This is a genomic window from Maribacter sp. Asnod2-G09 (assembly GCF_045063795.1).
Taxonomy (GTDB): Bacteria; Bacteroidota; Bacteroidia; order Flavobacteriales; family Flavobacteriaceae; genus Maribacter.
On record NZ_JBEFOA010000004.1, the window covers coordinates 457,463 to 480,941 of the forward strand.

Annotated in this window: 27 protein-coding genes; 16 read left to right on the forward strand and 11 right to left on the reverse strand. The window is 34.7% G+C overall.

Translation table 11 applies throughout. The annotated features are described in order from the left end of the window. Nucleotides 1-76: 76 nt before the first annotated feature. Complete coding sequence (locus ACJJVT_RS09000) at nucleotides 77-1,300, reverse strand: multidrug effflux MFS transporter (RefSeq protein ID WP_405398954.1); 1,224 nt, start codon at nucleotides 1,298-1,300, stop codon at nucleotides 77-79. Nucleotides 1,301-1,407: 107 nt separating this feature from the next. On the opposite strand from ACJJVT_RS09000, the gene udk reads away from it, so the two are divergent. From udk to ACJJVT_RS09045, 9 genes are all read left to right on the forward strand, one after another. Next, on the forward strand, nucleotides 1,408-2,022 hold the full coding sequence (udk, locus tag ACJJVT_RS09005; RefSeq protein WP_324028018.1) for a uridine kinase: 615 nt from the start codon (nucleotides 1,408-1,410) through the stop codon (nucleotides 2,020-2,022). Next, complete coding sequence (locus tag ACJJVT_RS09010) at nucleotides 2,022-2,354, forward strand: septum formation initiator family protein (RefSeq protein ID WP_282050941.1); 333 nt, start codon at nucleotides 2,022-2,024, stop codon at nucleotides 2,352-2,354. The genes udk and ACJJVT_RS09010 overlap by 1 nt, the downstream gene beginning before the upstream one ends. 189 nt (nucleotides 2,355-2,543) lie before the next feature. After that, nucleotides 2,544-3,317 carry a ParA family protein gene (locus ACJJVT_RS09015; protein WP_405398073.1) on the forward strand — a complete coding sequence of 258 codons (774 nt, stop codon included), beginning with the start codon at nucleotides 2,544-2,546 and terminating at the stop codon, nucleotides 3,315-3,317. Between the two features lie 2 nt (nucleotides 3,318-3,319). Then, entirely contained in the window at nucleotides 3,320-4,228 is a 909-nt protein-coding gene (locus ACJJVT_RS09020; RefSeq protein ID WP_405398074.1) for a ParB/RepB/Spo0J family partition protein, read from the forward strand. Next, the gene (locus ACJJVT_RS09025) at nucleotides 4,221-4,862 is read left to right on the forward strand and encodes a DUF5683 domain-containing protein (protein WP_405398075.1); all 642 of its coding nucleotides are present in this window, start codon (nucleotides 4,221-4,223) and stop codon (nucleotides 4,860-4,862) included. Before ACJJVT_RS09020 ends, ACJJVT_RS09025 begins: the two co-directional genes overlap by 8 nt. A 2-nt stretch (nucleotides 4,863-4,864) precedes the next feature. Continuing rightward, entirely contained in the window at nucleotides 4,865-5,566 is a 702-nt protein-coding gene (gene dapB, locus ACJJVT_RS09030) for a 4-hydroxy-tetrahydrodipicolinate reductase (RefSeq protein ID WP_405398076.1), read from the forward strand. A 94-nt stretch (nucleotides 5,567-5,660) separates the two neighbouring features. Then, the gene (gene lepB / locus ACJJVT_RS09035) at nucleotides 5,661-7,361 is read left to right on the forward strand and encodes a signal peptidase I (protein ID WP_405398078.1); all 1,701 of its coding nucleotides are present in this window, start codon (nucleotides 5,661-5,663) and stop codon (nucleotides 7,359-7,361) included. Continuing rightward, on the forward strand, nucleotides 7,358-7,987 hold the full coding sequence (locus tag ACJJVT_RS09040; protein WP_405398080.1) for a WbqC family protein: 630 nt from the start codon (nucleotides 7,358-7,360) through the stop codon (nucleotides 7,985-7,987). The genes lepB and ACJJVT_RS09040 overlap by 4 nt, the downstream gene beginning before the upstream one ends. After that, complete coding sequence (locus ACJJVT_RS09045) at nucleotides 7,980-8,300, forward strand: DUF6122 family protein (RefSeq protein WP_405398081.1); 321 nt, start codon at nucleotides 7,980-7,982, stop codon at nucleotides 8,298-8,300. The genes ACJJVT_RS09040 and ACJJVT_RS09045 overlap by 8 nt, the downstream gene beginning before the upstream one ends. Here the strand turns inward: ACJJVT_RS09045 and ACJJVT_RS09050 are convergent. The 7 genes from ACJJVT_RS09050 to ACJJVT_RS09080 are packed head-to-tail and all read right to left on the reverse strand — an operon-like array spanning nucleotide 8,281 to nucleotide 14,466. Beyond that, the gene (locus ACJJVT_RS09050; protein ID WP_405398083.1) at nucleotides 8,281-9,303 is read right to left on the reverse strand and encodes an endonuclease/exonuclease/phosphatase family protein; all 1,023 of its coding nucleotides are present in this window, start codon (nucleotides 9,301-9,303) and stop codon (nucleotides 8,281-8,283) included. The two genes, ACJJVT_RS09045 and ACJJVT_RS09050, sit on opposite strands and share 20 nt — an antisense overlap. Nucleotides 9,304-9,314: 11 nt before the next feature. After that, nucleotides 9,315-10,196, reverse strand: a complete 882-nt coding sequence (locus ACJJVT_RS09055) for a rhomboid family intramembrane serine protease (protein WP_405398084.1) — start codon at nucleotides 10,194-10,196, stop codon at nucleotides 9,315-9,317. Between the two features lie 3 nt (nucleotides 10,197-10,199). Continuing rightward, nucleotides 10,200-10,943, reverse strand: coding sequence for a rhomboid family intramembrane serine protease (locus ACJJVT_RS09060; RefSeq protein WP_073246156.1), 744 nt, complete (start codon nucleotides 10,941-10,943; stop codon nucleotides 10,200-10,202). Next, nucleotides 10,944-12,794, reverse strand: coding sequence for a DNA mismatch repair endonuclease MutL (mutL, locus tag ACJJVT_RS09065; protein WP_405398085.1), 1,851 nt, complete (start codon nucleotides 12,792-12,794; stop codon nucleotides 10,944-10,946). Beyond that, nucleotides 12,794-13,156 (reverse strand): riboflavin synthase subunit beta, encoded by a 363-nt coding sequence (locus ACJJVT_RS09070; protein WP_341777685.1) that lies wholly within the window; start codon nucleotides 13,154-13,156, stop codon nucleotides 12,794-12,796. The genes mutL and ACJJVT_RS09070 overlap by 1 nt, the downstream gene beginning before the upstream one ends. Nucleotides 13,157-13,216: 60 nt before the next feature. Further along, nucleotides 13,217-13,699: a 6,7-dimethyl-8-ribityllumazine synthase gene (gene ribH / locus ACJJVT_RS09075; RefSeq protein ID WP_405398087.1), complete on the reverse strand. Its 483-nt coding sequence runs from the start codon at nucleotides 13,697-13,699 to the stop codon at nucleotides 13,217-13,219. Then, nucleotides 13,699-14,466, reverse strand: coding sequence for a tetratricopeptide repeat protein (locus tag ACJJVT_RS09080; RefSeq protein WP_405398088.1), 768 nt, complete (start codon nucleotides 14,464-14,466; stop codon nucleotides 13,699-13,701). Before ACJJVT_RS09080 ends, ribH begins: the two co-directional genes overlap by 1 nt. Nucleotides 14,467-14,589: 123 nt before the next feature. On the opposite strand from ACJJVT_RS09080, the gene recF reads away from it, so the two are divergent. Genes recF through ACJJVT_RS09095 form a run of 3 tightly spaced genes read left to right on the forward strand, consistent with a single transcriptional unit; the run spans nucleotide 14,590 to nucleotide 16,384 of the window. Beyond that, the gene (recF, locus tag ACJJVT_RS09085; protein WP_405398090.1) at nucleotides 14,590-15,669 is read left to right on the forward strand and encodes a DNA replication/repair protein RecF; all 1,080 of its coding nucleotides are present in this window, start codon (nucleotides 14,590-14,592) and stop codon (nucleotides 15,667-15,669) included. Between the two features lie 2 nt (nucleotides 15,670-15,671). Then, nucleotides 15,672-16,088: a lipocalin family protein gene (locus ACJJVT_RS09090; RefSeq protein ID WP_405398092.1), complete on the forward strand. Its 417-nt coding sequence runs from the start codon at nucleotides 15,672-15,674 to the stop codon at nucleotides 16,086-16,088. Beyond that, nucleotides 16,088-16,384 (forward strand): DUF721 domain-containing protein, encoded by a 297-nt coding sequence (locus ACJJVT_RS09095; protein ID WP_282050929.1) that lies wholly within the window; start codon nucleotides 16,088-16,090, stop codon nucleotides 16,382-16,384. The genes ACJJVT_RS09090 and ACJJVT_RS09095 overlap by 1 nt, the downstream gene beginning before the upstream one ends. A gap of 95 nt (nucleotides 16,385-16,479) precedes the next feature. Here the strand turns inward: ACJJVT_RS09095 and ACJJVT_RS09100 are convergent, their stop codons facing one another. Both ACJJVT_RS09100 and ACJJVT_RS09105 read right to left on the reverse strand, forming a co-directional pair. Further along, a complete protein-coding gene (locus tag ACJJVT_RS09100; RefSeq protein ID WP_073246135.1) occupies nucleotides 16,480-16,899 on the reverse strand; it encodes a nucleoside-diphosphate kinase in 420 nt (139 codons plus the stop codon). 45 nt (nucleotides 16,900-16,944) lie between these two features. Next, nucleotides 16,945-17,973 carry an alkaline phosphatase D family protein gene (locus ACJJVT_RS09105; RefSeq protein ID WP_405398094.1) on the reverse strand — a complete coding sequence of 343 codons (1,029 nt, stop codon included), beginning with the start codon at nucleotides 17,971-17,973 and terminating at the stop codon, nucleotides 16,945-16,947. A gap of 75 nt (nucleotides 17,974-18,048) precedes the next feature. On the opposite strand from ACJJVT_RS09105, the gene ACJJVT_RS09110 reads away from it, so the two are divergent. The 3 genes from ACJJVT_RS09110 to ACJJVT_RS09120 are packed head-to-tail and all read left to right on the forward strand — an operon-like array spanning nucleotide 18,049 to nucleotide 20,763. After that, complete coding sequence (locus tag ACJJVT_RS09110; RefSeq protein ID WP_405398096.1) at nucleotides 18,049-19,065, forward strand: bifunctional oligoribonuclease/PAP phosphatase NrnA; 1,017 nt, start codon at nucleotides 18,049-18,051, stop codon at nucleotides 19,063-19,065. Continuing rightward, nucleotides 19,062-19,613, forward strand: a complete 552-nt coding sequence (gene gldI / locus ACJJVT_RS09115) for a gliding motility-associated peptidyl-prolyl isomerase GldI (RefSeq protein WP_405398098.1) — start codon at nucleotides 19,062-19,064, stop codon at nucleotides 19,611-19,613. The genes ACJJVT_RS09110 and gldI overlap by 4 nt, the downstream gene beginning before the upstream one ends. Before the next feature lie 13 nt (nucleotides 19,614-19,626). After that, nucleotides 19,627-20,763, forward strand: coding sequence for a peptidylprolyl isomerase (locus ACJJVT_RS09120; RefSeq protein WP_405398956.1), 1,137 nt, complete (start codon nucleotides 19,627-19,629; stop codon nucleotides 20,761-20,763). Between the two features lie 60 nt (nucleotides 20,764-20,823). Here ACJJVT_RS09120 and ACJJVT_RS09125 read toward each other — a convergent pair whose 3' ends face one another. Then, on the reverse strand, nucleotides 20,824-22,269 hold the full coding sequence (locus ACJJVT_RS09125; protein ID WP_405398100.1) for an aminoacyl-histidine dipeptidase: 1,446 nt from the start codon (nucleotides 22,267-22,269) through the stop codon (nucleotides 20,824-20,826). A gap of 68 nt (nucleotides 22,270-22,337) precedes the next feature. Here ACJJVT_RS09125 and ACJJVT_RS09130 point away from each other — a divergent pair, with 68 nt between their 5' ends. Then, the gene (locus tag ACJJVT_RS09130) at nucleotides 22,338-23,405 is read left to right on the forward strand and encodes a DUF3810 domain-containing protein (protein ID WP_405398102.1); all 1,068 of its coding nucleotides are present in this window, start codon (nucleotides 22,338-22,340) and stop codon (nucleotides 23,403-23,405) included. The last annotated feature ends 74 nt before the right edge of the window (nucleotides 23,406-23,479 follow it).

Consider the following 23,479-nt stretch of genomic DNA (forward strand, 5'->3'; position numbering starts at 1 on the left):
ATTTTTATTTTCAAAGAAAAAAAACGACTAAAAATGAGTCTATGTTCTGAGATTTAAAAAAAATAAAATGCTGTGCTTAATTTGAAAATGCACGATTACTAGCAAAAAGAGGTCGCGTTTTAAAGGTCATAAACAGTATTACCGATATGAGTCCGCATACACCTAAACCAGCAAAAAGTGCCCAAACCGAATCTTCAATAAAACTACCCACGAAAATAGAAATCGGTATAGAAAGAATGGTAGAAATGAATCCGGTAATCGCTGCGCCTATACCTGCAATATGCCCAATAGGTTCCATGGCTATTGATCTCATATTTCCCCAAATAAATCCTAAGCACAAAAACTGAAGCGAAAGAAATATTAGTAAAATAGTAATACTAGGATCTTTATATCCGTAAAACAACATACTATATAATAGAGCTATAAACGTAAAAGCTACTAATGCAGTAAATGATAAATTACGCATACCGAAACGCAGTACCAAGGTACCATTCATTAAGGTAGAAAACCCCACAGATAACGCCAGCCCTGCAAATACATAAGGGAATGTTTCTTTGAGTCCATACAGTTCCTCAAAAACATGTTGAGCAGAACTTAAGTATACCAGAAAAGAACCGGTAATAAAGCCTGATATCATGGTACATGAAACCGTTTCTTTATGTCTAAAAATTTCTTTTGTTCCCCTAACAAATACATGAAATGAAAAAGGTACTTTATATTCTGGATGTAATGTTTCTGCCTGTCTTTTATAAAACCAAATTCCCACCACCAAAGCAAAAAATAATTGTAGATAAAAAATTCCTTGCCACCCTGTAATACCCATTACGGCTTTACCGATTGCAGGTGCTACAACAGGAACTAAAATAAAAAATGCGGTTACAAAAGACATAATTTTCGCCATATAATCGCCACGATACGTATCACGTATAATGGAGATACTTATAGTTCTAGGTGCTGATAAACCAATACCTTGTAGCACACGCCCAATAAGCATTATTTCAAGATTCGGAGCTAACAAACAAATGATACTAGCTATCAAGAAAACAGTAAAACCTATGTAAACAATTGGTTTTCTACCAAGACTATCTGAAAGCGGACCAAAGAACAACTGCCCTACTCCCAAACCCAAAAATATCATGGTTACCAGCAATTGATTTTGTGTAGGATCTAGACTGTTGATCGATATGCCAATATCTGCCATTGCCGGTAAAATTGCATCAATAGTTAACGCAACAATTGACATTAAAGAAGCCATTAAGGCGACAAACTCAAAATTCGGTTTTACCTGTTCATTCTGCATCATGCAAAAATAAGGCTTAACAATACAAGCAATGTTATTAAAAGTTGATATTTGAGTTTATGCATTTTTGAAATTCAAATATGTACTTTTGCATTAAATTACAATGTATGCTGATTATAGGTATTGCCGGTGGAACAGGTTGTGGAAAAACCACAGTAGTAAATCAAATTATAAATGAGTTACCAAATGAAGAAGTTGGGGTAATTTCACAAGATTCATACTATAACGACCTATCTCACCTATCTCTTGAAGAAAGACGCAAAACTAACTTTGACCACCCAAGTTCTATAGATTTCGCACTACTTGAAAAGCATTTAATTGCTTTAAAAAATGGAGAGTCTATCGAACAACCTGTATACTCCTTTTTGGAATGCAACAGAACCGCAAAGACTATACTTACACACCCTACTAAGGTTATCATCGTAGAAGGTATTTTAATTATGACCAATTCTGCTATTCGCAAAATGTTCGATATCAAAATATTCGTGCATGCTGACACCGACGAAAGATTGATCAGAAGATTAAAAAGAGACGTCAACGAAAGAGGATGGGATTTAGATGAAACCATAGAAAAATACCAGGCTGTAATTAAGCCAATGCACGAGCAGTTTATTGAGCCAACCAAAGAATATGCAGATATTATTATTCCGAATAATAAATACAATACTGTTGCCGTTGAAATAGTTAAGAGTATTATTAATGAAAAAATAATGCAAGAGTAATGGCATTCAAAGATTTGAAACAAAAAAAATGGTTTAAAATCATGACTAATATGTATGTATTGGTGCTGTCCGTTTTTCTTGTTTGGATGCTTTTTTTTGACACCAACTCCCTTCTAATCCATTTAGAATTAAGAAAAGAGATAAAAAAACTTGAAAAAACTCAAGATTTCTTGAAAGATGAAATTGCTAGGGATAAAAAAATTATAGAAAAATTATCTGACGAAGATGAGCTTGAGCGCTTTGCTCGAGAAGAGTATTATTTAAAGAAAAAGAATGAAGAAATCTATCTTATTGAATACGAGGATAGTTTAAAACTCAAGGATAAAGAATAGTTTTTCATATCATTTTAATAAGTTTTAGTCTTTCTACATACTACACAATAAACAGCGGCTTAACCATTTCATAATTAAAAGTTTAACGCTTTATTAAAGAAAAGTAAGTGCTTATTCACTTAGTGTTAACAAAAAGCTTTCATTAGCCCCATAAATAATTGTATTTTTACCACCTAACTTACTTTGAACATGGGCAAGATTATTGCTATAGCCAATCAAAAAGGAGGCGTAGGTAAAACTACTACCACAGTTAACTTAGCTGCCTCTCTAGGTGTATTGGAAAAAAAGGTTTTATTAATCGATGCTGACCCCCAAGCAAATGCAACTTCTGGGTTAGGTATTGATGTAGATGGTGTAGAACTAGGTTCATACCAGTTGATGGAACATACCAAAACTGCGAGAGAAACTATTATTCCTACAACCTCCCCTAATGTAGACCTCATTCCTGCACACATCGACCTTGTCGCCATTGAAATAGAATTGGTTGATAAAGATGAGCGGGAGTATATGATGAAAAAGGCTATTACAGACCTTAAAAACGATTACGATTATATCTTAATTGATTGCGCTCCATCATTAGGTTTACTAACCTTGAATGCATTAACCGCTGCAGATTCGGTAATTATACCAATTCAATGCGAGTATTTTGCTTTAGAAGGGCTAGGTAAATTATTGAATACGATAAAAAGTGTTCAAAAATTACATAATGCAGATTTAGATATCGAGGGCATGTTATTAACCATGTACGATTCTAGATTGCGATTATCGAACCAAGTAGTTGATGAGGTAAGAAAACATTTCGGCGATATGGTTTTTGAAACTGTAATTCAACGTAATGTCAGATTAAGTGAAGCTCCTAGTTATGGAGAAAGTATAATCAAATATGATGCTGCAAGTAAAGGAGCAACAAACTATTTGAACATGGCTAACGAGATAGTCAAAAAAAATAAGCAGACGGTTTAAGTATGGCAAAAGCGACAAAGAAACAAGCTTTAGGTAGAGGACTTTCGGCTCTTTTAAAAGATCCGGAGAATGATATTAATACAGCATCAGATAAGAATGCAGATAAAGTTGTAGGTAACATTATCGAGCTCGATTTAGAACACATTGAGGTAAATCCGTTTCAACCTCGTTCTAATTTTAATGATGAGTCAATAAAAGAATTAGCCGCTTCAATTAGAGAGCTTGGTGTAATTCAACCAATTACCGTAAGAAAATTAGGCTTTAACGAGTATCAATTAGTATCTGGAGAACGAAGATATCGTGCTTCTAAACTTTTAGGTTTAGACACCATACCTGCATATATACGTATCGCTAATGACCAAGAGTCTTTAGAGATGGCATTGGTCGAAAATATACAACGACAAGATTTAGACCCTATAGAAATCGCACTTTCTTACCAACGTCTAATAGACGAGATTAATCTTACTCAAGAAAGATTAAGTGAGCGTGTTGGTAAAAAACGATCGACAATTGCCAATTATTTACGATTATTAAAATTAGACCCGATTATACAAACGGGTATGCGAGATGGCTTTTTAACTATGGGTCACGGTAGAGCTTTGGTCAATATTGACAAAAAGCAGGATCAAATATCGCTTTACGAAAAAATCATCTTTGACAATCTTTCTGTTAGAGATACCGAAAGTGCCGTAAAAGCATACCATGCTGATGAAGTACCTACTGACGATGTAGTAAAAACAGTAAAAAAAGAAGCTTCTGTTTTTGTTCGTAAGGGCATAAAAGAGCTTACAGATGCCTTATCGGTAAAAGTAGATATAAAATCTGCCGATAATGCCAGAGGAAAAATAACCATACCATTTAAGTCTCAAGAGGAATTTGACCGTATCAAAAAATTGATAACAGGTGCGTAACTATCTTTCATTATTAAGTACTCTATTATTATTCATTAATTTTTCCTTTTCTCAAGAGGAACATGATTCTATTCCTAAAACTGAAATAGATAGTGTACAAACTGACTTGGCTAAAAAAGGAGTTGTTTTAAAAGATTCTGTTTCCTTCAAAAAAGCTAAAAAAGAATTCAAACCATTAGCACCAAGTAAAGCAGCATTTTACTCTGCAGTTCTGCCTGGCATGGGTCAAATTTATAATAAGCGATACTGGAAAACCCCTATTGTCTGGGGAGCTATTGGCGGAAGTGTTTACATGTACATCTATAACAATGATCAATATCAACGTTTTAGAACAGCATTCATAAGAAGGCAAGCCGGTTTTACAAATGATGAATTTAATGGCGAAGGAACATTACCATTATTTGATGTAGAAAGATTAGAATACCAACAAGAACGTTTTCAAAGCGATCGTGATCTTTGGCTAGTCGCTGCAATTGCGTTGTATGCTTTAAATATAGTTGACGCAAATGTTGACGCACATTTGAAACAGTTTAATATTGATGATGACCTTAGTATAGACTTTGAGCCCTATCTTGATTTAAATCAAGTGACCAATAGTCCTAATTACGGAATGGCATTAATTATAAAATTTTAAGAATGAGAATCGCACTTTTCGGATACGGAAAAATGGGGCAAATGATAGAAAAAGTCGCTATAAAGCGTGGTCATCAAATTGTTGCCAAAATTGACGAAAATTCTGAAAATATTGATTTTAGCACGATGGATGTTGCTATAGATTTCAGTATGCCAGAAGCAGCTTTCGGTAATATCACCAAATGTTTACATAACAATGTACCAATAATATCAGGCACCACTGGTTGGCTAGATAAATATGATGATGCTTTAACTCTTTGTAATGAAAAAAAAGGAGCATTTATATATGCTTCTAATTTTAGCTTAGGAGTGAATATTTTTTTCGAGTTGAATAATTACTTGGCAAAAATGATGCAAAATCTTCCTGAGTACAACGTAGAACTTGAAGAAATACATCACACGCAAAAACTAGATGCACCCAGCGGAACAGCAATCACTTTAGCTGAAGGTGTTATTGCAAACTCCAACTATAAGCAATGGAAGTTAGACAGTGCATCTAAAGAAGCTTTGAAAATTACATCAAAAAGAATTGGCACAGTACCAGGCACACACACCGTAGCCTACGATAGTATTGTTGACAGTATTGAGATAAAGCATACTGCTCACAACAGAGAAGGTTTTGCCTTAGGTGCAGTCACAGCTGCAGAATGGATTATTGGTAAAACAGGCGTTTTCTCTATGCGAGATGTGTTAAACCTAGGTTAAAAACGTAACAAAAATCAAACTCAAAGACTTATGAATTATTGATGACTTAATTAGCATCAAAAAATTCATTCTATTTCAATAAAAATTAAAGAATATGAACGGCACTCAATGGATTATTTTTATTCTCATTGTACAAGTAATACATTTTTTAGGTACTTGGAAACTATATGTAAAAGCAGGTAGAAAAGCCTGGGAAGCAGCAATACCTGTTTACAACGCTATAGTGTTAATGCAAATTATCAATAGACCAAAATGGTGGGTTATATTGCTATTCATACCTATAATCAACTTATTGATGTTCCCGGTAATATGGGTAGAAACCATAAGAAGCTTTGGTAGAAATAGTAAATTGGAAACTTGGATTGTTGTATTAACGCTTGGCTTATACATTTACTATGTAAACTATACGCTAGACGTTAAATACATTGAAGACCGATCTCTACACCCAACAACTGCAGCAGGCGAATGGGTAAGTTCAATTTTATTTGCTGTTGTTGCAGCCACACTGGTACATACCTATTTCATACAACCATATGTGATACCTACGGGTTCATTAGAGCGTACTTTAAGAGTTGGTGATTTTCTTTTCGTAAGTAAGTTTCACTATGGCGCCAGAACGCCGATGACGACAGTTGCCGCTCCAATGGTACACGATACGTTACCAGGTTTGGGAGTTCCTTCTTATTTAAAAAAGCCACAACTACCTTACTTTAGGTTACCTGGTTTTACAAAAGTGGAACGAAATGATATCGTAGTTTTCAGTTGGCCTGCAGATACCGTTCGTGTATTTTTCAAAAAAGAAAAAGGTGTTGATAAGCCTATTGACAAAAAATCTAACTATGTAAAACGTTGTGTTGGTGTACCAGGCGATTCTTTAGAGGTACGTAATGGTTATGTTTTTATAAACGGAAAACAATTAGAATTACCAAAAAGCGCAAAGCCACAGTTCGACTACGATATTTACAGCTCAAAGGGAGTATCGTCTAGAACACTTGATAATTTAGGTATTACCGATTTCATTAGAAAATACCAATCAAGTCCACTGACTCAAGATCAAGTAAATGGATTAAGTCCTTATATAATAGGCTTTAATCAAACCGAGAACGGTCTATTAGAGTTAGCCACAAAAGCCTCTGGTATTCCTGCTAAGGTGATATCTAAATATAGATTAGCATTAAAAGAAATAACCGATCGCAAACGTACTGTACCACTAACTGCTGATATGGTAAATTCGCTTAGAAAGGACCCAAATATAGATTCTGTAGTTCAAAAAGTTACGGCAATAGGCAGAAGAGGCATCAACTTATTTCCACAGAGTCCTGATTACCCTTGGAACTATAGTCAACTAGGACCAATTTACATTCCTCAAAAGGGAGCTACAGTAGACCTAAACTTAAAAGTAATTCCACTTTACAAAAAGATAATTAAAGAGTACGAAAAGAACGAAATTTCTGTATCTGGTAATCAAATAAGCATTAATGGTTCGCCAGCCACTACGTATACTTTCAAACAAGATTATTTTTGGATGATGGGTGACAACAGAGATCACTCTGAAGATAGTAGAGCTTGGGGCTATGTGCCAGAAAATCATATTGTCGGTACCCCTATTTTCATTTGGATGAGCTTTGACAATTTCACGGAAGGTATTAGCAACTGGAGACCTAGATGGGATCGAATATTCACTACAGTCAACGGCGACGGAGAACCACAATCTTATTTCAAATATTTTTTAATGTTACTCGTAGCCTATTTCGTAGGAAATTGGTTCTGGAAACGTAAAAAGGAAAAAAAGTGAAATTAATTCATCCCTCTTACTTTCCGAACATTCTTACGTTCAGCTATATTATGCACCACCCAATTTGCTGGGAGGTAAATGATAATTACCAAAAACAGACGTTTAGAAATAGAACCTATATTTCTAATGACCGAGGTAAGCATATATTGAGCATACCAATCATTCATGCTGGCAGGGCAAATGGCAGACAAAAATATAAAGATGTTTTAATAGACAATTCTTATCCGTGGCAACGCCAGCATTGGCGTACCTTAGAAACAGCTTACAGAACATCGCCATTCTTTGAGTTTTATGAAGACGATATTAAACCGCTTTACCATCAAACTTACGATAGCTTACTGGACTTCAATTTAAAGACCATAGAAACGATATTTGAATGTCTTCAGCTAGAAATGCCTACAGAAAAAACTCTTGCCTATGAGACTATTTCTGAGGGCAAAGAAGATTTCAGATTTTTAATAAGTGCTAAGTATAAACCTCAATTAAATATAGAGCCTTATACACAAGTATTTGGAGATAGACATGGGTTTACTCCTAATTTAAGTATACTAGACCTGTTGTTCAATTTAGGACCTAATAGCATACAGTATCTAAAACACGAGTTTATAGCCGCTGACAATGATTAGATTTATAGCGCATTATGGTATACATTTTATTGTACCCATTATAATTGCTATTTATTTCTACAAAGAAAATAAGCTCTGGGCTGCGGTAATATTATTATCTGCAATTGTAATTGATGTTGACCACCTTTTGGCTACACCAATGTTCGACCCTAACCGTTGCAGTGTAAATTTTCATCCGCTACATAGCTATTGGGCAATTGGTATCTATACCCTGTTATTCGCTTATAAGAAAACACGAATTATCGGTTTGGCTTTGCTCCTACATATTCTAGCTGATACCGTAGACTGTTACTTTATTCGCCAGACAATTTAAAAGTTGCCATGATAGGCTCATGGTCCGAAATATCGATTTTGTAATTTTTATGAGATAAGAAAGTAAAACTTGGATCACCCAAAATCATATCTATTCGAAAAGGAAATTTCCAAAACTTGATAGTTTCACCATACCCATGTCCCGATTCTAAAAAGCTATCGTTTAAATCTCCTTTAATATTAAAGTAGACTTTAGAGAATTGCGTATTATTAAAATCACCACCAACTATAACAAGATAAGGACTCGTATTAATGTGATTTCTAACGATATCTGATTGCCGTTGCTGCTTATCAAAAGAATCCCTAAGTCGAACAAACAGCTTGTCTGAACGCTCCTTTTTAAAATAATTTGGTCTTATGCTTAAAGATTCCAAATGCAGATTATAAAATCGAATGGTATCTTTTTTGAATACAATATCAGCATAAATCCCCTCATTATAGGTGTTAGGAAAATCCAACTCACCGTTATTGATTATTTTAAACTTAGAATAAATAGCTAAATCTTTACTAGATTCTTCATCCCCAACTTCAAATTTATTTGCTAAATATGGATAGCTTTTCAACATATCGCCCTTGACGTAATGAGGCTCGAATTCTTGAAAATAAATAATATCAGGATTCACCCCTTCCACAAACTCTATAACCTCGGGGCTTGTAATTTTCTCCCATTCACCATGATATTTACTATGAAAACCAAGTGCATTATAAGTTAATAATGAAATAGTTTCAGAATCAGCAATATTGTTTGACCTCCCATTAAACGCAATAAATGAACCCAAGGTAAAGTAACCGAAAACTAATATGGAAAGAGACAGCAGTAGATATATCTTTTTACCAATTAACCAATACAAGAAAAACAACATATTAATCAGAACCAAAGCAGGCACTGTTAAACTAATAAACGCCAAACTCGCTGAAGATGTATAAGGAACTATACAAGCCAAAAACAAACTAAAAGCAACAATCACATTTAAGAAAAACATGAACTTTTTAAAAAAAGACATTTTCTTCATGCTTAATTCTCTTTACCAGCTTTAAATAGAAAATCCTTCTCTGCTTTTGAAAGACTTTCATAGCCAGACTTGCTTATTTTATCTAGAATAGCATCAATCTTTTTTTGATGTGTCTTCTTATCATAATCTACGGCAGAATTACTATTACTACGAGTAGCACTCTTATTTTTATAAACTGTTTTCATGGGAGCCTTCTTCTCTGAAACTTTAAACAGATTTGCTATACTATCCATAAATTTAGAAAAGCCAGACCCTATATCGTTTCCTTTCGTTAACTGACTAGCATAAAGATATCCTAAAAATGCACCTCCTAAATGCGCTAAATGTCCGCCAGAATTACTCATAGGCAATTGAATTAAATCGCTAAGTACTAATACAGCACCGACCATCCAAAGCTTTACATTGAAAAATATAACCCGAACTTCTTGATTAGGTAAATAAGTACAAATAAATATCAAAACAGCACTAGCTCCCGCTGAAGCTCCTATTAATGATGCATTCGTATCAAAAAATGCAGGAAAAATATTATACCCTAACACAAAGAATAGTCCGCCTAAAATTACTCCGAGTATATAAACATTTAAGAATCGTTTTGCATCAAAGAGATTTAGAAATATTCTACCTACAAAATAAATCATCAACATATTCCAAAACAAGTGTCCGATGCCACCATGAAAAAAGGAATAAGTAACTATAGACCAAGGCTGAAAAGCGATATCGACAATATCATTAGGCAGCTCAAACCATTGAGCAATGGTATCTTTTTGCAGACCAAGTAAGAATGGTATTAAAGCATTTACAATAAACACCACTACATTAACCGCAATGAGCTTCTCTGCAATGTTTAGTCTACTAAATTGATATTTTAAATCTGGTTGAGCCATATTTTAGTTCCACCTATTATTATTAAACTGATTTTTTTTCCAATACCACATCATTAAGAAACCGAACAAAGCTCCACCTACGTGTGCAAAGTGAGCAATACCCTGCCCAAACAAACTGTACCCAGTAACGCCAGAAAACAAATCTAATCCGATTAAAACAGGAATAAAGAATTTTGCTTTAATAGGAACAGGCAGAAAAATAAGAAACAATTCGCTATTAGGATAAGACATACCAAATGCTACCAAAATACCATAAATAGCACCCGATGCACCGACTACCGGAGTATTGAAAGCACCTAAAAAGTTATCTATCGTCGCTTTACCTGCAATGGAATACCACTCTGTATTATACTGTCCGCTATTAATAATCTCTAGAATACTACTTTCAGAAATTCCCGAATCAACTAAAGCGCTCATGCCAGCATTGTAGTAATAATAATTAACACCTATATGAATTAAAGCTGCACCTAAACCCGCTGAGATATAGAAAAACAAAAACTTATTTCTACCCCACATACGCTCTAAAGGTGTACCGAAAGCCCACAGTGCATACATATTAAAAAGTATATGCATAAAACCACCATGCATGAACATATGTGTTATAATCTGCCATAGTTCAAAGTGTTCGTTCTTTGGAAAATACAATGAGAACCACTCGTACATTTGCTCGCCATACATTTGTGTAGCAACAAAAAACAGAACGTTGATAATCAGTAAATGCTTTATAGTATCTGTAATTCTTCCCATTTATATAAATTTTCGTTCAATATCGTTCTCTGTAACAGTAATGTATACTTTTTTGTTAAACGGACTAAGCGTGGTTTCCTTACAAGCGAACAGGTCATTAACGAGCTTTACTTGAGAAACCTCATCTAAGGATTCACCTGTTTTAACCGAAAGGGTTTTTGCCAAAGTTTTCGCCAACATATCACTTTGAGAAAAACTATCACCAGGTACTTCTTGTTGAAAATCTGAAATCAATTGCTCCATTATCATTTGAACTTCGCTTTCTACAACCAATACAGGTACACCAGAAATCTCTACTCCGTCTTCAGTTATTTCTCCGAATACAAAACCCACAGTACATAAATTCTCTTTTATCTCTTTTAAGATATTTATTTCACTTGTTGAAAAAGATAAAGTCAACGGAAAAAGCAATTGTTGACTTACAGCTTCTTTTATTGTAATATTCTTTAAAAAGTTCTCGTAAAGTACGCGTTGATGCGCCCTACTTTGATTAATTACCACCATACCAGATTTTATGGTCGTAATAATATACTTTTTACGCATTTGAAAAGTAGTGGTCGTATGATCAAAAACTTCTCTTTCATCATCAAAAATACTACTATTTACAACCTCTGACTCAAATTCTATATGACTTGCCCCACTATCGACAGTATTCTCTAAACCTACATACAAATTCTCCCAACCATCAACTTTTTGTTTTGAATAACTACCACCAGAAGAATTTCCTTTCGACGGTTGTACAGTTTCAAAAGGGTTAAAAGAAGAATCAACCACAACTTGCGGTATACCGACCTCTTTATTTTTATAAGAATAGGGCGTATCTAAATTTTGATCTTGCTCAAAATCTAAAGCCGGAACTACATTAAATTGCCCCAGACTATGCTTTACCGTAGATTTAAGCATTGCATACAATGTATGCTCGTCGTCAAACTTAACTTCTGTTTTCGTTGGGTGTATGTTTATATCAATAGTACCCGGATCAACTTCTAAATTCAAAAAATAACCTGGATGTGTACCCGGACGAATTAATCCTTCAAAAGCACCCAATATAGCGTGATGTAAATACGGACTCTTTATAAATCTATTATTAGCAAAGAAAAACTGCTCTCCCCTGCTCTTTTTTGCAAATTCAGGTTTTTGAATATAGCCAGATATTTTCACCACCTGAGTTTCTTCTTCAACAGGTACTAACTTCTCATCTGTCTTTCTACCAAAAATATGAACAATACGTTTTCTGAAATCGGTAGCCGGCAATTGAAAAACATCACTACCGTTATTGTAAAAATTAAATGCTACCTGCGGATGCGCTAATGATATTCTATGAAACTCATCTGCTATATGCCGGTATTCAACTTGATCAGATTTTAAAAAATTACGTCTAGCAGGAATATTAAAAAATAAATTCTTTACTAGCATTGAAGTTCCCTTTGGGGCAACAACAACTTCTTGAGTCACTATTTTACTACCTTCTATTTTAATCTTCGTACCAATCTCGTCATCTTCGGTCTTGGTCAGCATTTCTACATGTGCAATCGCTGCAATAGAGGCTAATGCCTCTCCCCTAAAACCTTTAGTATTTAAATTGAAAAGGTCTTCTGCCTTTTGAATTTTAGATGTTGCATGCCGCTCAAAGCTTAAACGAGCATCTGTACCACTCATACCCTTACCATTGTCAACTACTTGAATTAGTGTTTTACCACCATCTTTTATAATCAGTTGAATTTCGGTAGCACCTGCATCAATGGCATTCTCCATTAATTCTTTTACCACAGAAGATGGACGTTGCACCACTTCACCAGCAGCAATTTGGTTTGCTACATGGTCAGGTAATAATCTAATAATATCTGCCATTATGAAGTAAAGAAAATTGTGAGGTCAAAATCAATTATGTAAAGAAAAATAAGAAGCAATACCGCAATTATAATTACCATTCTAATTTTTAAGTTGCGATCTCCTTTTCTTTTGGAGTCTTCAATAGCACTATTAATCTTTCTTTTTAATCCTCGAGATGTATTTAATGTACTACGAAACTGGTCGAATTTAGGTTCCATTTTAAACGGATTCCCTTTTCCTTTGCCATCATAATACCTAGGATTGTATTCAAATGACCTATTTTTTCGTAACCGCGTTATTTTGCTCAACATCCCCATAACCTCAAAGTTACTTAAAATAGAAAAATAGGGCATGTTACCAATGCCAAAATTTGTTAACATCTTACGATACTAACCTAATACCCTTAAACTTATAAGAAAATAGAACTATTAAAAAGGCTGTTAACTACCTAAAACTGCCATTTTAATCGCAGCAATAGCGGCTTCTGTACCTTTATTACCATGCTTACCACCACTACGATCTATAGCTTGTTGCATGTTATTGTCTGTAAGTACACAAAAAATAACAGGCACATTGGTAGTAATATTTAAGTCTTTAATACCTTGAGCGGTAGCATCACAAACAAAATCGAAATGCTTTGTTTCGCCTTGTATTACACTACCAATGGCAATTACGGCATCAACCTTATGTGAATTGATCATTTTTTTTGAACCAAAAGTAAGTTCAAAACTACCAGGCACATCCCAACGGATAATATCTGATTCTTGTGCTCCACAATCAATCAATGCTTCAATTGCACCAGAAAACAAACCTTCTGTTATTTCTGAATTCCATTCTGAAACAACAATCCCAAACCGAAGTCCGTTCGCGTTTGGGATTGTTGCCTTATCGTAAACCGATAAATTTTTATTTACTGTAGCCATTACTCACCACTTTTAGCCATACCTATAAAAGCATCTATAGAATTGGCGTTTTCTGATTTTGGAAACTCGTCTTTTATTTTTTGGAAAAAACCTAAAGCTTTATCCTTATCTCCCATTTCTAAAGCAGTAACTCCCGCTTTATATAAAAATTTAGGAGCAGTATATTCGTTACCACTATGCTTCACTGCAGCTTCATAATAACCTAAAGCATCTGAAGCCTGGTCTAATTGCATAAAAGCATCACCCAAACCACCTTTTGCCAAAGCACCTAAAACAGCATCGTCAGAGCTAAAATCCTCTAAATATGTAATCGCTTCTTGGTAATTGTTCATATTCAAATATGCCATACCTGCACTATAATTTGCAAGGTTAGCAGCTTTTGTACCATTATATTCTTCAATGATATCTAAAAAACCATATTTACCTTCAGCACCTTCTAGTGCCAAAGTAAACAATGAATCTTTAGCAGTTGTAGCAACCAAAGCTTGGTCGAAATATTGTTGCGGGTAGTACAACTCATTTGCTGCACTAGCCTCTTTCGGCTTCTCTACGAATTGGTCGTAAGCTAAATAGCCCAAAACACTGATAGCAATAACACCTATGGCACCTAAAATGATATTCTGATTCTTAGAAACCCACTCTTCTGATCTAGAAGCGCCTTCATCTAAAGAACTAAAAACCTCTGCCGTTGTGCTTTCCTGTTCCTCAAATTCTTGCTGTTCAGCTTTCGTTTCAGGTTTATATCCTCTTTTCTTATATGTTGCCATCTGTAAATTTATTGGTCGCGCAAAAATAATGGTTTTATTGAAATCGCAAAGTGTATTTATTCGTTATTTTTGGATATTTTAAGCGAGTATACATTCTTCCAAATTTAAAATCCGATTTTATTAATGCTGCTGAGACAATTATCATTGATCAATTACAAAAATTTTGAGTCAAAAGAACTGACTTTCGATGCTAAAATAAATTGTATTGTAGGTGATAACGGAATAGGAAAAACAAACATTCTCGACGCTATCTATCACCTGTCATTTGGCAAGAGCTATTTTAATCCGGTATCTTCTCAAAACATTCGTCACGGATCAGATTTTTTTGTGATCGACGGTACTTTTGAAAAAGAAGGTAGAGAAGAAAAAATTGTTTGTAGCCTTAAAAAGAATAACAAGAAGATTATTAAACGTAACGGAAAAGCATACGACCGCTTTGCAGACCACATAGGTCTTCTACCCTTAGTAATAATTTCACCAGCAGATAGAGACCTTATAATAGAAGGTAGCGACACCCGTAGAAAATTCATTGATGGAGTAATCTCTCAATCAGACAAAAGCTATTTACAAAACCTCATTAACTATAATAAGGTAGTTTCTCAAAGAAATGCGCTATTAAAGTATTTTGCAGCCAATAGAACGTTTAATAAAGACAATTTAGCGGTCTACAACGAACAAATGAACACTTATGGCACAGAAATCTTTAAAAAGAGAACATCGTTCTTAGAAGCTTTTATTCCTATTTTTCAAGAACAATATAAATCTATTACTGGCAATACAGAAGATGTTTCGCTTTCTTACGATAGTAAGTTGAAAGATGATGATCTGCTTACGCTTTTAAATAAAAATTTAGACAAAGACCGCGCACTACAATATACCAGCGTTGGTGTTCATAAAGACGATCTTAGCTTTGAAATCAGTAACCACCCTATAAAGAAGTTTGGTAGTCAGGGGCAGCAGAAATCTTTCTTAATAGCTTTGAAATTCGCACAGTTTCATTTTATGAAATCGCAAAGTGGCACTACGCCTATATTAATTTTAGATGATATTTTTGATAAGTTAGATGAGCATCGTGTATCTCATATTATAACTTTGGTAAATGATGAAAATTTCGGTCAGATATTTATTAGTGACACCCATGCGGATAGAACCGAAAGTGTTGTTAAAAAAATTCATCAATCGTATAAAATCTTTAAATTGTAATGATGAAAAAACTACTAATCATTTGCTTCATATTTCTTGCTTCTTGTAGTTCTAAAGTTGACAAAAGTCAATTACATCTATTAAATGGCTATTGGGAAATAAAAGAAGTTACCTTTAAAGACGGAGCAAAAAAAGAGTACTCTATTAATAGTACGGTTGATTATATACAATTAGACTCTTTAAAAGGATTCAGAAAAAAAGTAGACCCAAAATTTAATGGTACTTTCGAAACTTCTGATGATGCAGAGCCTTTTCAAATTAGAATCTCTAACGATTCTATTTTCATGAGTTACACCAATAATTCGAATACTTGGGAAGAAGTCTTGATCAAACTAACTAAAGAAAGTTTCTCTGTAAAAAATAAAGAAGGACTTACCTACGAATACAACAGATTTGAACCTATAAACATAACCCCATAATGGCGAGTAGAGGCAACGATAATACTTCAATGAAAGATGCACTTTCTGCATTTATTCAGAAAAATAAATTAGAAAAAGGAATAGATAAAGTAGATGCAAGAACTGCATGGGCTAAACTTATGGGTAATGGTGTAAATAATTACACCACCGAAATTGAATTAAAGTTCGGCACCCTTTACGTGGCTTTAAGTTCTTCTGTATTACGAGAAGAGTTAAGCTTAGGCAAATCGAAAATAATTCGCATGCTCAACGAAGAAATCGGAAAAGAAGTGATTAAAAAGCTGGTTTTGCGATAGCTGTTGGCTGTTGGCTGTTGGCTGTTGGAAAATACTATAAAAAAAATGCCAGTTCTTTCGAACTGGCATTTTTTTTAACATCTAAACTATCTTACTTAGTAAATTTCTCTACCTGCAAAATGAAATGAACCTTCAATAGCTGCATTCTCATCGCTATCAGAGCCATGTACTGCATTCTCACCAATACTAGTAGCAAACATTTTACGAATAGTACCTTCAGCTGCATCTGCAGGGTTGGTAGCACCGATCAATGCTCTAAAATCTTCAACAGCATTTTCTTTTTCTAAGATAGCTGCTACAATTGTACCACTTGTCATGAATTCAACTAATTCACCAAAAAATGGGCGCTCGCTGTGTACACCATAAAATTCTTGTGCATCTCTTAAGCTCAATTGTGTATATTTCATTGCTACGATTTTAAAACCAGCAGCAGTAATTTTTTCTAAAATAGCCCCAATATGTCCGTTTTTAACGGCATCTGGTTTAATCATCGTAAACGTTCTATTCGTACTCATATCTTAATTTTTGCGCAAAAATACGTTTTTATACATATCTCACAACTATTCGTAGACTTGTTCTAGTTTCTCTAGCACTATTCCGTTATCTCCAACTATTTTAAAATCAACCTTTTTGGCATTAAAATCAAACTCTAAAATTCCGAAACTTTCTGTAAAAACAACTTCCCCTACTCTATATTTATTAGGCTCACCAGTAAAACCTCTATAAGCATGCGTTAGTCCGCTACTTGTAAAATCTACTAACGGATACTGCATACCATCAATAACTGTCTTTGAAAATTCAGAAATATGTCGATCACCAGATAATACAATTACTCCCGCTGCTTTAGAATCTGCTATTACCTTCGCCAATTTATCAACCTCATGCGGAAAATTACCCCAAGCTTCAAATCCGTGATCATCAGACAAGTATTGAACACTACTCACAATAATATTAAAATCTGATTTTGAAGTATTCAATTCATTTTCTAACCATGCCCACTGCACGTCACCCAACACAGTACCATCGCCATATTCATTTGGCTTAACTCTTTTAGAAGTTTCGGTATCAGGTGTTAATTGGGTTCTAAAATATCGGGTATCTAGTATGATAATATTTATAGAATGACCTTTGACTTCATATTTCTTCAAATTATATACTCCTTCCCGTTTACGTAGCGGACTATCATCTGGTACGTTCATAAAATTCAAAAACTCTTGCTGACTGGCATCTTTAGCTTCGAACTCTACTCCGCCATCGTTTAATCCGTAATCGTGATCATCCCAAGTACCTAAAATATCAGTAGTTTCTACTAACTTTTTATACCCTGTTTGCTCCTTTTGCTTATTATACATAGCCCGTAAGGCAACCATATCATCAGTATCGGCATAAATATTATCGCCGCCCCACACCCAAACATCGGGCTTGGTGTTTAATATATCATCCCACAAGAGGTTAGGCAAATCAACTCTATTACAAGAACCAAAAGCTAAAACGAAATCGCTATTCGTAGCTTTATTTTCAACTTGTTTTTTGTTCGACGAACATGACCCTAAAAAGAGTGCGCAAATAAAAAAGTATGTAATTTTCATATGAGATAGTTAAGTCTGGGTAAAATTAAGGCTTTCGCTTTAAAGCCTATATTATTAAATTGTATCTTTGCCGCCATGAATTTAGAGCACCTAAACGAGCTTAAAAAGTTACTTTCTTCATCAAAGAAAATAGCGATTATACCACACAAGAATCCTGATGGAGACGCCATTGGATCAACATTAGCACTTTGGCATTATTTGGTTAATACCGGTCATACGGCTAGTATTGTTGCACCGAACGACTATCCGAAGTTTTTAAAGTGGATGCCAGGATCAGATAAAATTTTGAATTTTGAAAAAGAAAATTCACAATCCAAATCATGCATTAACAATGCTGACATCATATTCACTTTAGACTTTAACCATCTTGGTCGTGTTGGTCAAATGAGCGATATACTAGAATCTGCTAAGGCAACTTTTGTAATGGTAGACCACCATCAAGAGCCATCAGATTATGCTAAAATCATGTACTCTGATGTAAAAATGAGTTCTACTTGTGAAATGGTTTATGTTCTGATCAATCAATTAGGTGATGAGAACAGTATTACCCCAGAAATGGCCAATTGCATATATACCGGTATTATGACAGACACCGGTTCTTTTAAATTTGCGGCAACTACCAGTAATACCCATAGAGTTATTGCCGACCTTATGGACAAAGGTGCTGAAGGTACAGAAATTCATCATCGTATATATGACACTAATTCTCCGAGCAGACTACACTTATTAGGTTGCGCATTGAAGAATATGGTCATATTAGAAGAGTATGCTACGGCATATATTACAATGAGTCAAGACGAATTAGACACCTATAACTATCAAAAAGGAGACACCGAAGGTTTTGTAAACTACGGCCTAACTTTAGATGGTATTAAATTTGCCGTCATATTCATAGAAAATAGAGAAGAAGGCATTTATAAAATTTCTTTTAGATCAGTCGGAGAGTTTTCGGTAAATGATTTCGCAAGAAAACATTTTAGTGGCGGCGGACATACAAATGCTGCAGGCGGAAAAAGTGATGATAACTTAGAAGAAACTATTACAAAATTTACTTCGTTACTACCTTTATATAAGAATCAACTACAGTCATGAGATTAGTTTCATTTTTATTTTTAGCCATTTTGGTCGTTAGTTGTGATGGACCTGAACCAAGAAAACCGATTCAAACAAAAAGCGGAAGTTTCTTTAAGGCATCTATTGAAAGAAGTCGCAAGCTACTTGAAGCTGAAGAAAGTAAAATTCAAGAAATTATAGCATTAGATTCTTTAAAACACTACTCGCACAGTAATTCTGGTTCTTGGTATCATTATTTAACGGTTAATGAAGAAAGTGATTACACACCTAAAACAGGAGATTTAGTAGCACTCAGCTATGACATATTAACTTTGGACAATGACACTATCTACTCAAAAGAAGAAATTGGCGTTTTCACCTATAAAGTTGATAAGCAAGAGCTATTCTTAGGTCTTAGAGATGCGGTTAAAATGTTAAAAGAAAATGAGCGCGCTACATTTCTTTTTCCTTCATCAATTGCCTTTGGTTACCATGGCGATGAAAATAAAATAGGAAGCAATGTTCCTTTAAAATCTACAATTACAATTTTACAAATAGAGAAACAAGAAGACAACACAGTAAATTAAAATGACCATTATGATTAAAAAAATGTACTTGCTTGCAGTTATAACCTTAGTTTTAGCTAGCTGCAAAACCGGCAAAAGAGCCGATTTAGGAGACGGTTTGTTTGCCGATATCAAAACATCTAAAGGCGATATTATCGTTCGTTTAGAGCAAGATAAGACTCCTGTTACAGTTGCGAACTTTATTTCTTTAGCAGAAGGAACAAATACCTTTGTTAGTGAAGAATATAAAGGTAAAAAGTATTATGACGGATTAACATTTCACAGAATTATGAAAGATTTCATGATTCAAGGTGGAGATCCATTAGGTCAAGGTACCGGAAACCCAGGTTATAAGTTTATGGATGAATTCAATGATTCATTAGTTCATGATAAAAAAGGGATTCTTTCAATGGCGAACTCTGGCCCAACCACTAACGGTAGTCAGTTTTTCATCACCCATAAAGAGACACCATGGTTAAACAACAAGCACACCGTTTTTGGTGAGGTTATTGAAGGCATGGATGTTGTTGATTCTATTGCAAATGTTGCAGTAGGCGCTGGCAATAAGCCAGTAGAACCAGTTTTAATGAACACCGTAGAAATCATTAGAAACGGTAAAGAAGCTCGTAAGTTCGATGCTGTTCAAGTAATGACCGATTATTTTGATGGTGAAGAAGATAGACTTGCTGCTATTGAAAAAGAGAAAGCTGAAAAATTAGCTGAAGTACAAAAAATAAAAGCTGAATTTGCTGCTGCTACCGAAGCTCAAAAAGCAAAAGCTCAAACTTTACCTTCTGGTCTTAAGGTATTAACTTTAGAAAGTGGTTCTGGTGACAAACCAAAAGTTGGTCAGAAAGTAAACGTAATGTACGCTGGTTATTTAATGGATGGTACTTTGTTCGATAGTAACTACGAAGAAGTTGCTCAGAAATATGGTATGTTCGATATTAAAAGACAACAAGGTGGCGGTTACATGCCAGTACCGATGGACTATTCTCCTGAATCTCGTTTAATTGCAGGATTTAGAGAAGGACTTTTAACAATGAAAGTTGGCGATAAAGTTCGTTTGTTCATTCCGTCTCATTTAGGTTATGGTCCACAAGGTGGCGGTCCAATTCCACCAGATGCAGATTTAATTTTCGATTTAGAAATTACAGGTATTTCTGAATAACAATCTCAAACAAAAAAGCCCTTTAGTTTTCACTAAAGGGCTTTTTTTATACCTGTAATTCTAATTTGTATTCTTCAAAATTTCTAATAGCAAACTCCAGAATTTCTGCACTGATGAAATACTCACTCTTTCATCTGGTGAATGAGCACCAAGAATAGTAGGTCCGAAACTTACCATATCCACATCCGGATAATTCTGACCTAAAATTCCACATTCCAAACCTGCATGACAAGCAACAACCCTTGGCTGCTCTTTAAACAAATTAATATATGTGTTTTTAGCAACAGTCAATATTTCAGAATTCGGATTCGGATTCCAACCAGGGTAAGAACCACTGAGTTCCACATCAAAACCACTAATCTCAAAAGCAGAACGTAAAGAATTCGCCAAATCTAACTTTGCCGTATCAACCGATGAACGCGTTAAACAACCAATCTTTATTTCTCCTTTTTTGACCTTTACAATAGCTATATTATTCGAAGTTTCTACCAAATCATCAATAGCACCACTCATAGCATAAACTCCGTTATGTGCAGCATAAACAGCCTTAACCAATTTTTCTTGAGCACCAAGTCCCATAACTTTTTTAGCTGGCTTAATATCTTCTATTTCAATTTGTAAATTAGGCTCTTGTACACTCAACTCTTCCTTAATAGCTTCAATAAGCTTATTAACTTCCTTCAAAAACTTATCGGCATGTTTTCTACCAACATTCAATTTACAAACACTCTCTCTTGGTATCGCATTTCTAAGACTACCACCATTCAAAGAACTAATACGAACATTATAATCAAGTCCTAAATAAAGTAATCGGTTCATAATTTTATTGGCATTACCCAATCCTTTATGAATATCCATACCACTATGTCCTCCTTTTAAACCTTTTACGGTAATCGCTACACCGGCATCACCATGTGTACCATCTTTTTCGTTGTAGGTTCTAGTTGCCGTAACATCTATACCACCTGCGCAACCAATATCGATTTCATCATCTTCTTCCGTATCTAAATTTAAAAGAATTTGACCTTGTAGAACTCCCGCTTTCAATTCAAAAGCACCGGTCATACCTGTTTCTTCATCAATAGTAAATAAGGCTTCAAGAGCAGGATGAGGAATATCTGTACTCTCTAAAAGCGCCATAATTGCCGCTACACCCATACCATTATCGGCACCTAATGTAGTACCATTTGCTTTTACCCAATCTTCATCAACATACATCTCTATACCTTGGGTATCAAAATCAAATACGGTATCTGCATTTTTTTGATGCACCATATCTAAATGACTTTGCAGCGTTATCATTTTCTTAGCCTCCATACCATTGGTCGCAGGTTTCCTTATGATAACATTACCAATGGCATCAGAGAAAGTTTCTAAGCCAAGGGCATTGCCAAATTCTAACATAAAGCTAATTACCCTTTCCTCTTTTTTAGAGGGTCTAGGTACCGCGTTCAATTTTGAAAAATTCTTCCAAACAGCCGTTGGCTCCAATTTATTAATATCCATACATTTTTTTTCACGGTTAGTGCTTGCAAAAATACTGATAGAAAAAGGATTTCGCTATTTTTGAGATAATGAAGATATCTTTTAAGAATGCCATTGCAATTTCATTGATTCCCCAAATCATTATTGTAAAATGGCTTGGTACACGTACCGATATAGTTGAGGAATATTACAGTAACGGATTATATCCTGTAATTTCAAAATTCTTTAGACTCCTATTTGGGTGGGTACCCTTCTCTGTTGGTGATATTATCTATTTCATTCTTATACTGCTCGCACTTATTTATGTAATTAAAAACCGAAAATATATTTGGCGCCATAAACTTCAGTTTTTACAGAATGTAGCAATGGTGCTCTCAGTTGCTTATTTTACATTTCATGTCATGTGGGGCATGAACTACTATAGAGAACCGCTATCAAAAAAGTTAGCGTTAGTACCCAACAAAGACTATCAAGATCTATTAGCATTCACAGAACGGTTAATTCTCAAAACCAATGTGTCACAATTTACAATTACAAAAGACTCCACATTAGCTGTTAAGATTCCGTATTCTCAGAAAGAAATTTTTGATAAAACCATTCAGGGTTATAATCATTTAGAAACAATTCATCCGTTTTTGGCTTACGATAGACCAAGTTTAAAAAAATCATTGTTCAGCACCGGATTAACATATATGGGCTACGCCGGATATTTAAATCCGTTTACCAACGAAGCTCAAGTTAATGACCTACTGCCCAACTTTAGATTTCCATTTGTTGCCGGCCATGAAGTGGGGCATCAATTAGGATACTCCGCCGAAAATGAAACAAACTTTATTGGTTACTTAGTAACATCTAACAATGAAGATGTATATTTTAAATATGCCGCCTATGCCTATGCTTTAGGCTATTGCTTAAATGATATAAGACGCACCGACGTTAAAGAATTTGATAGATTGATGCTATCACTTAACCCTGGTGTAAAAAGTAACTTTCAAGAAATGTCGATTTTTTGGAATTCTTACGAAAACCCGATGGAACCTGTCTTTAAAACTATTTTCGATACTTTTCTCAAAGCCAACAACCAAACCGAGGGTATTAAAAGTTATAGCGCAGTAGTATTATTTTTAGTTGCTTACCATAAAGATCATCCTCTTTAAAATAGGTTTAGAACTTCGCAATCTAAAGGCACTATAACCACCCTTCTTACAATATTTTAAGAAAATACTAACTA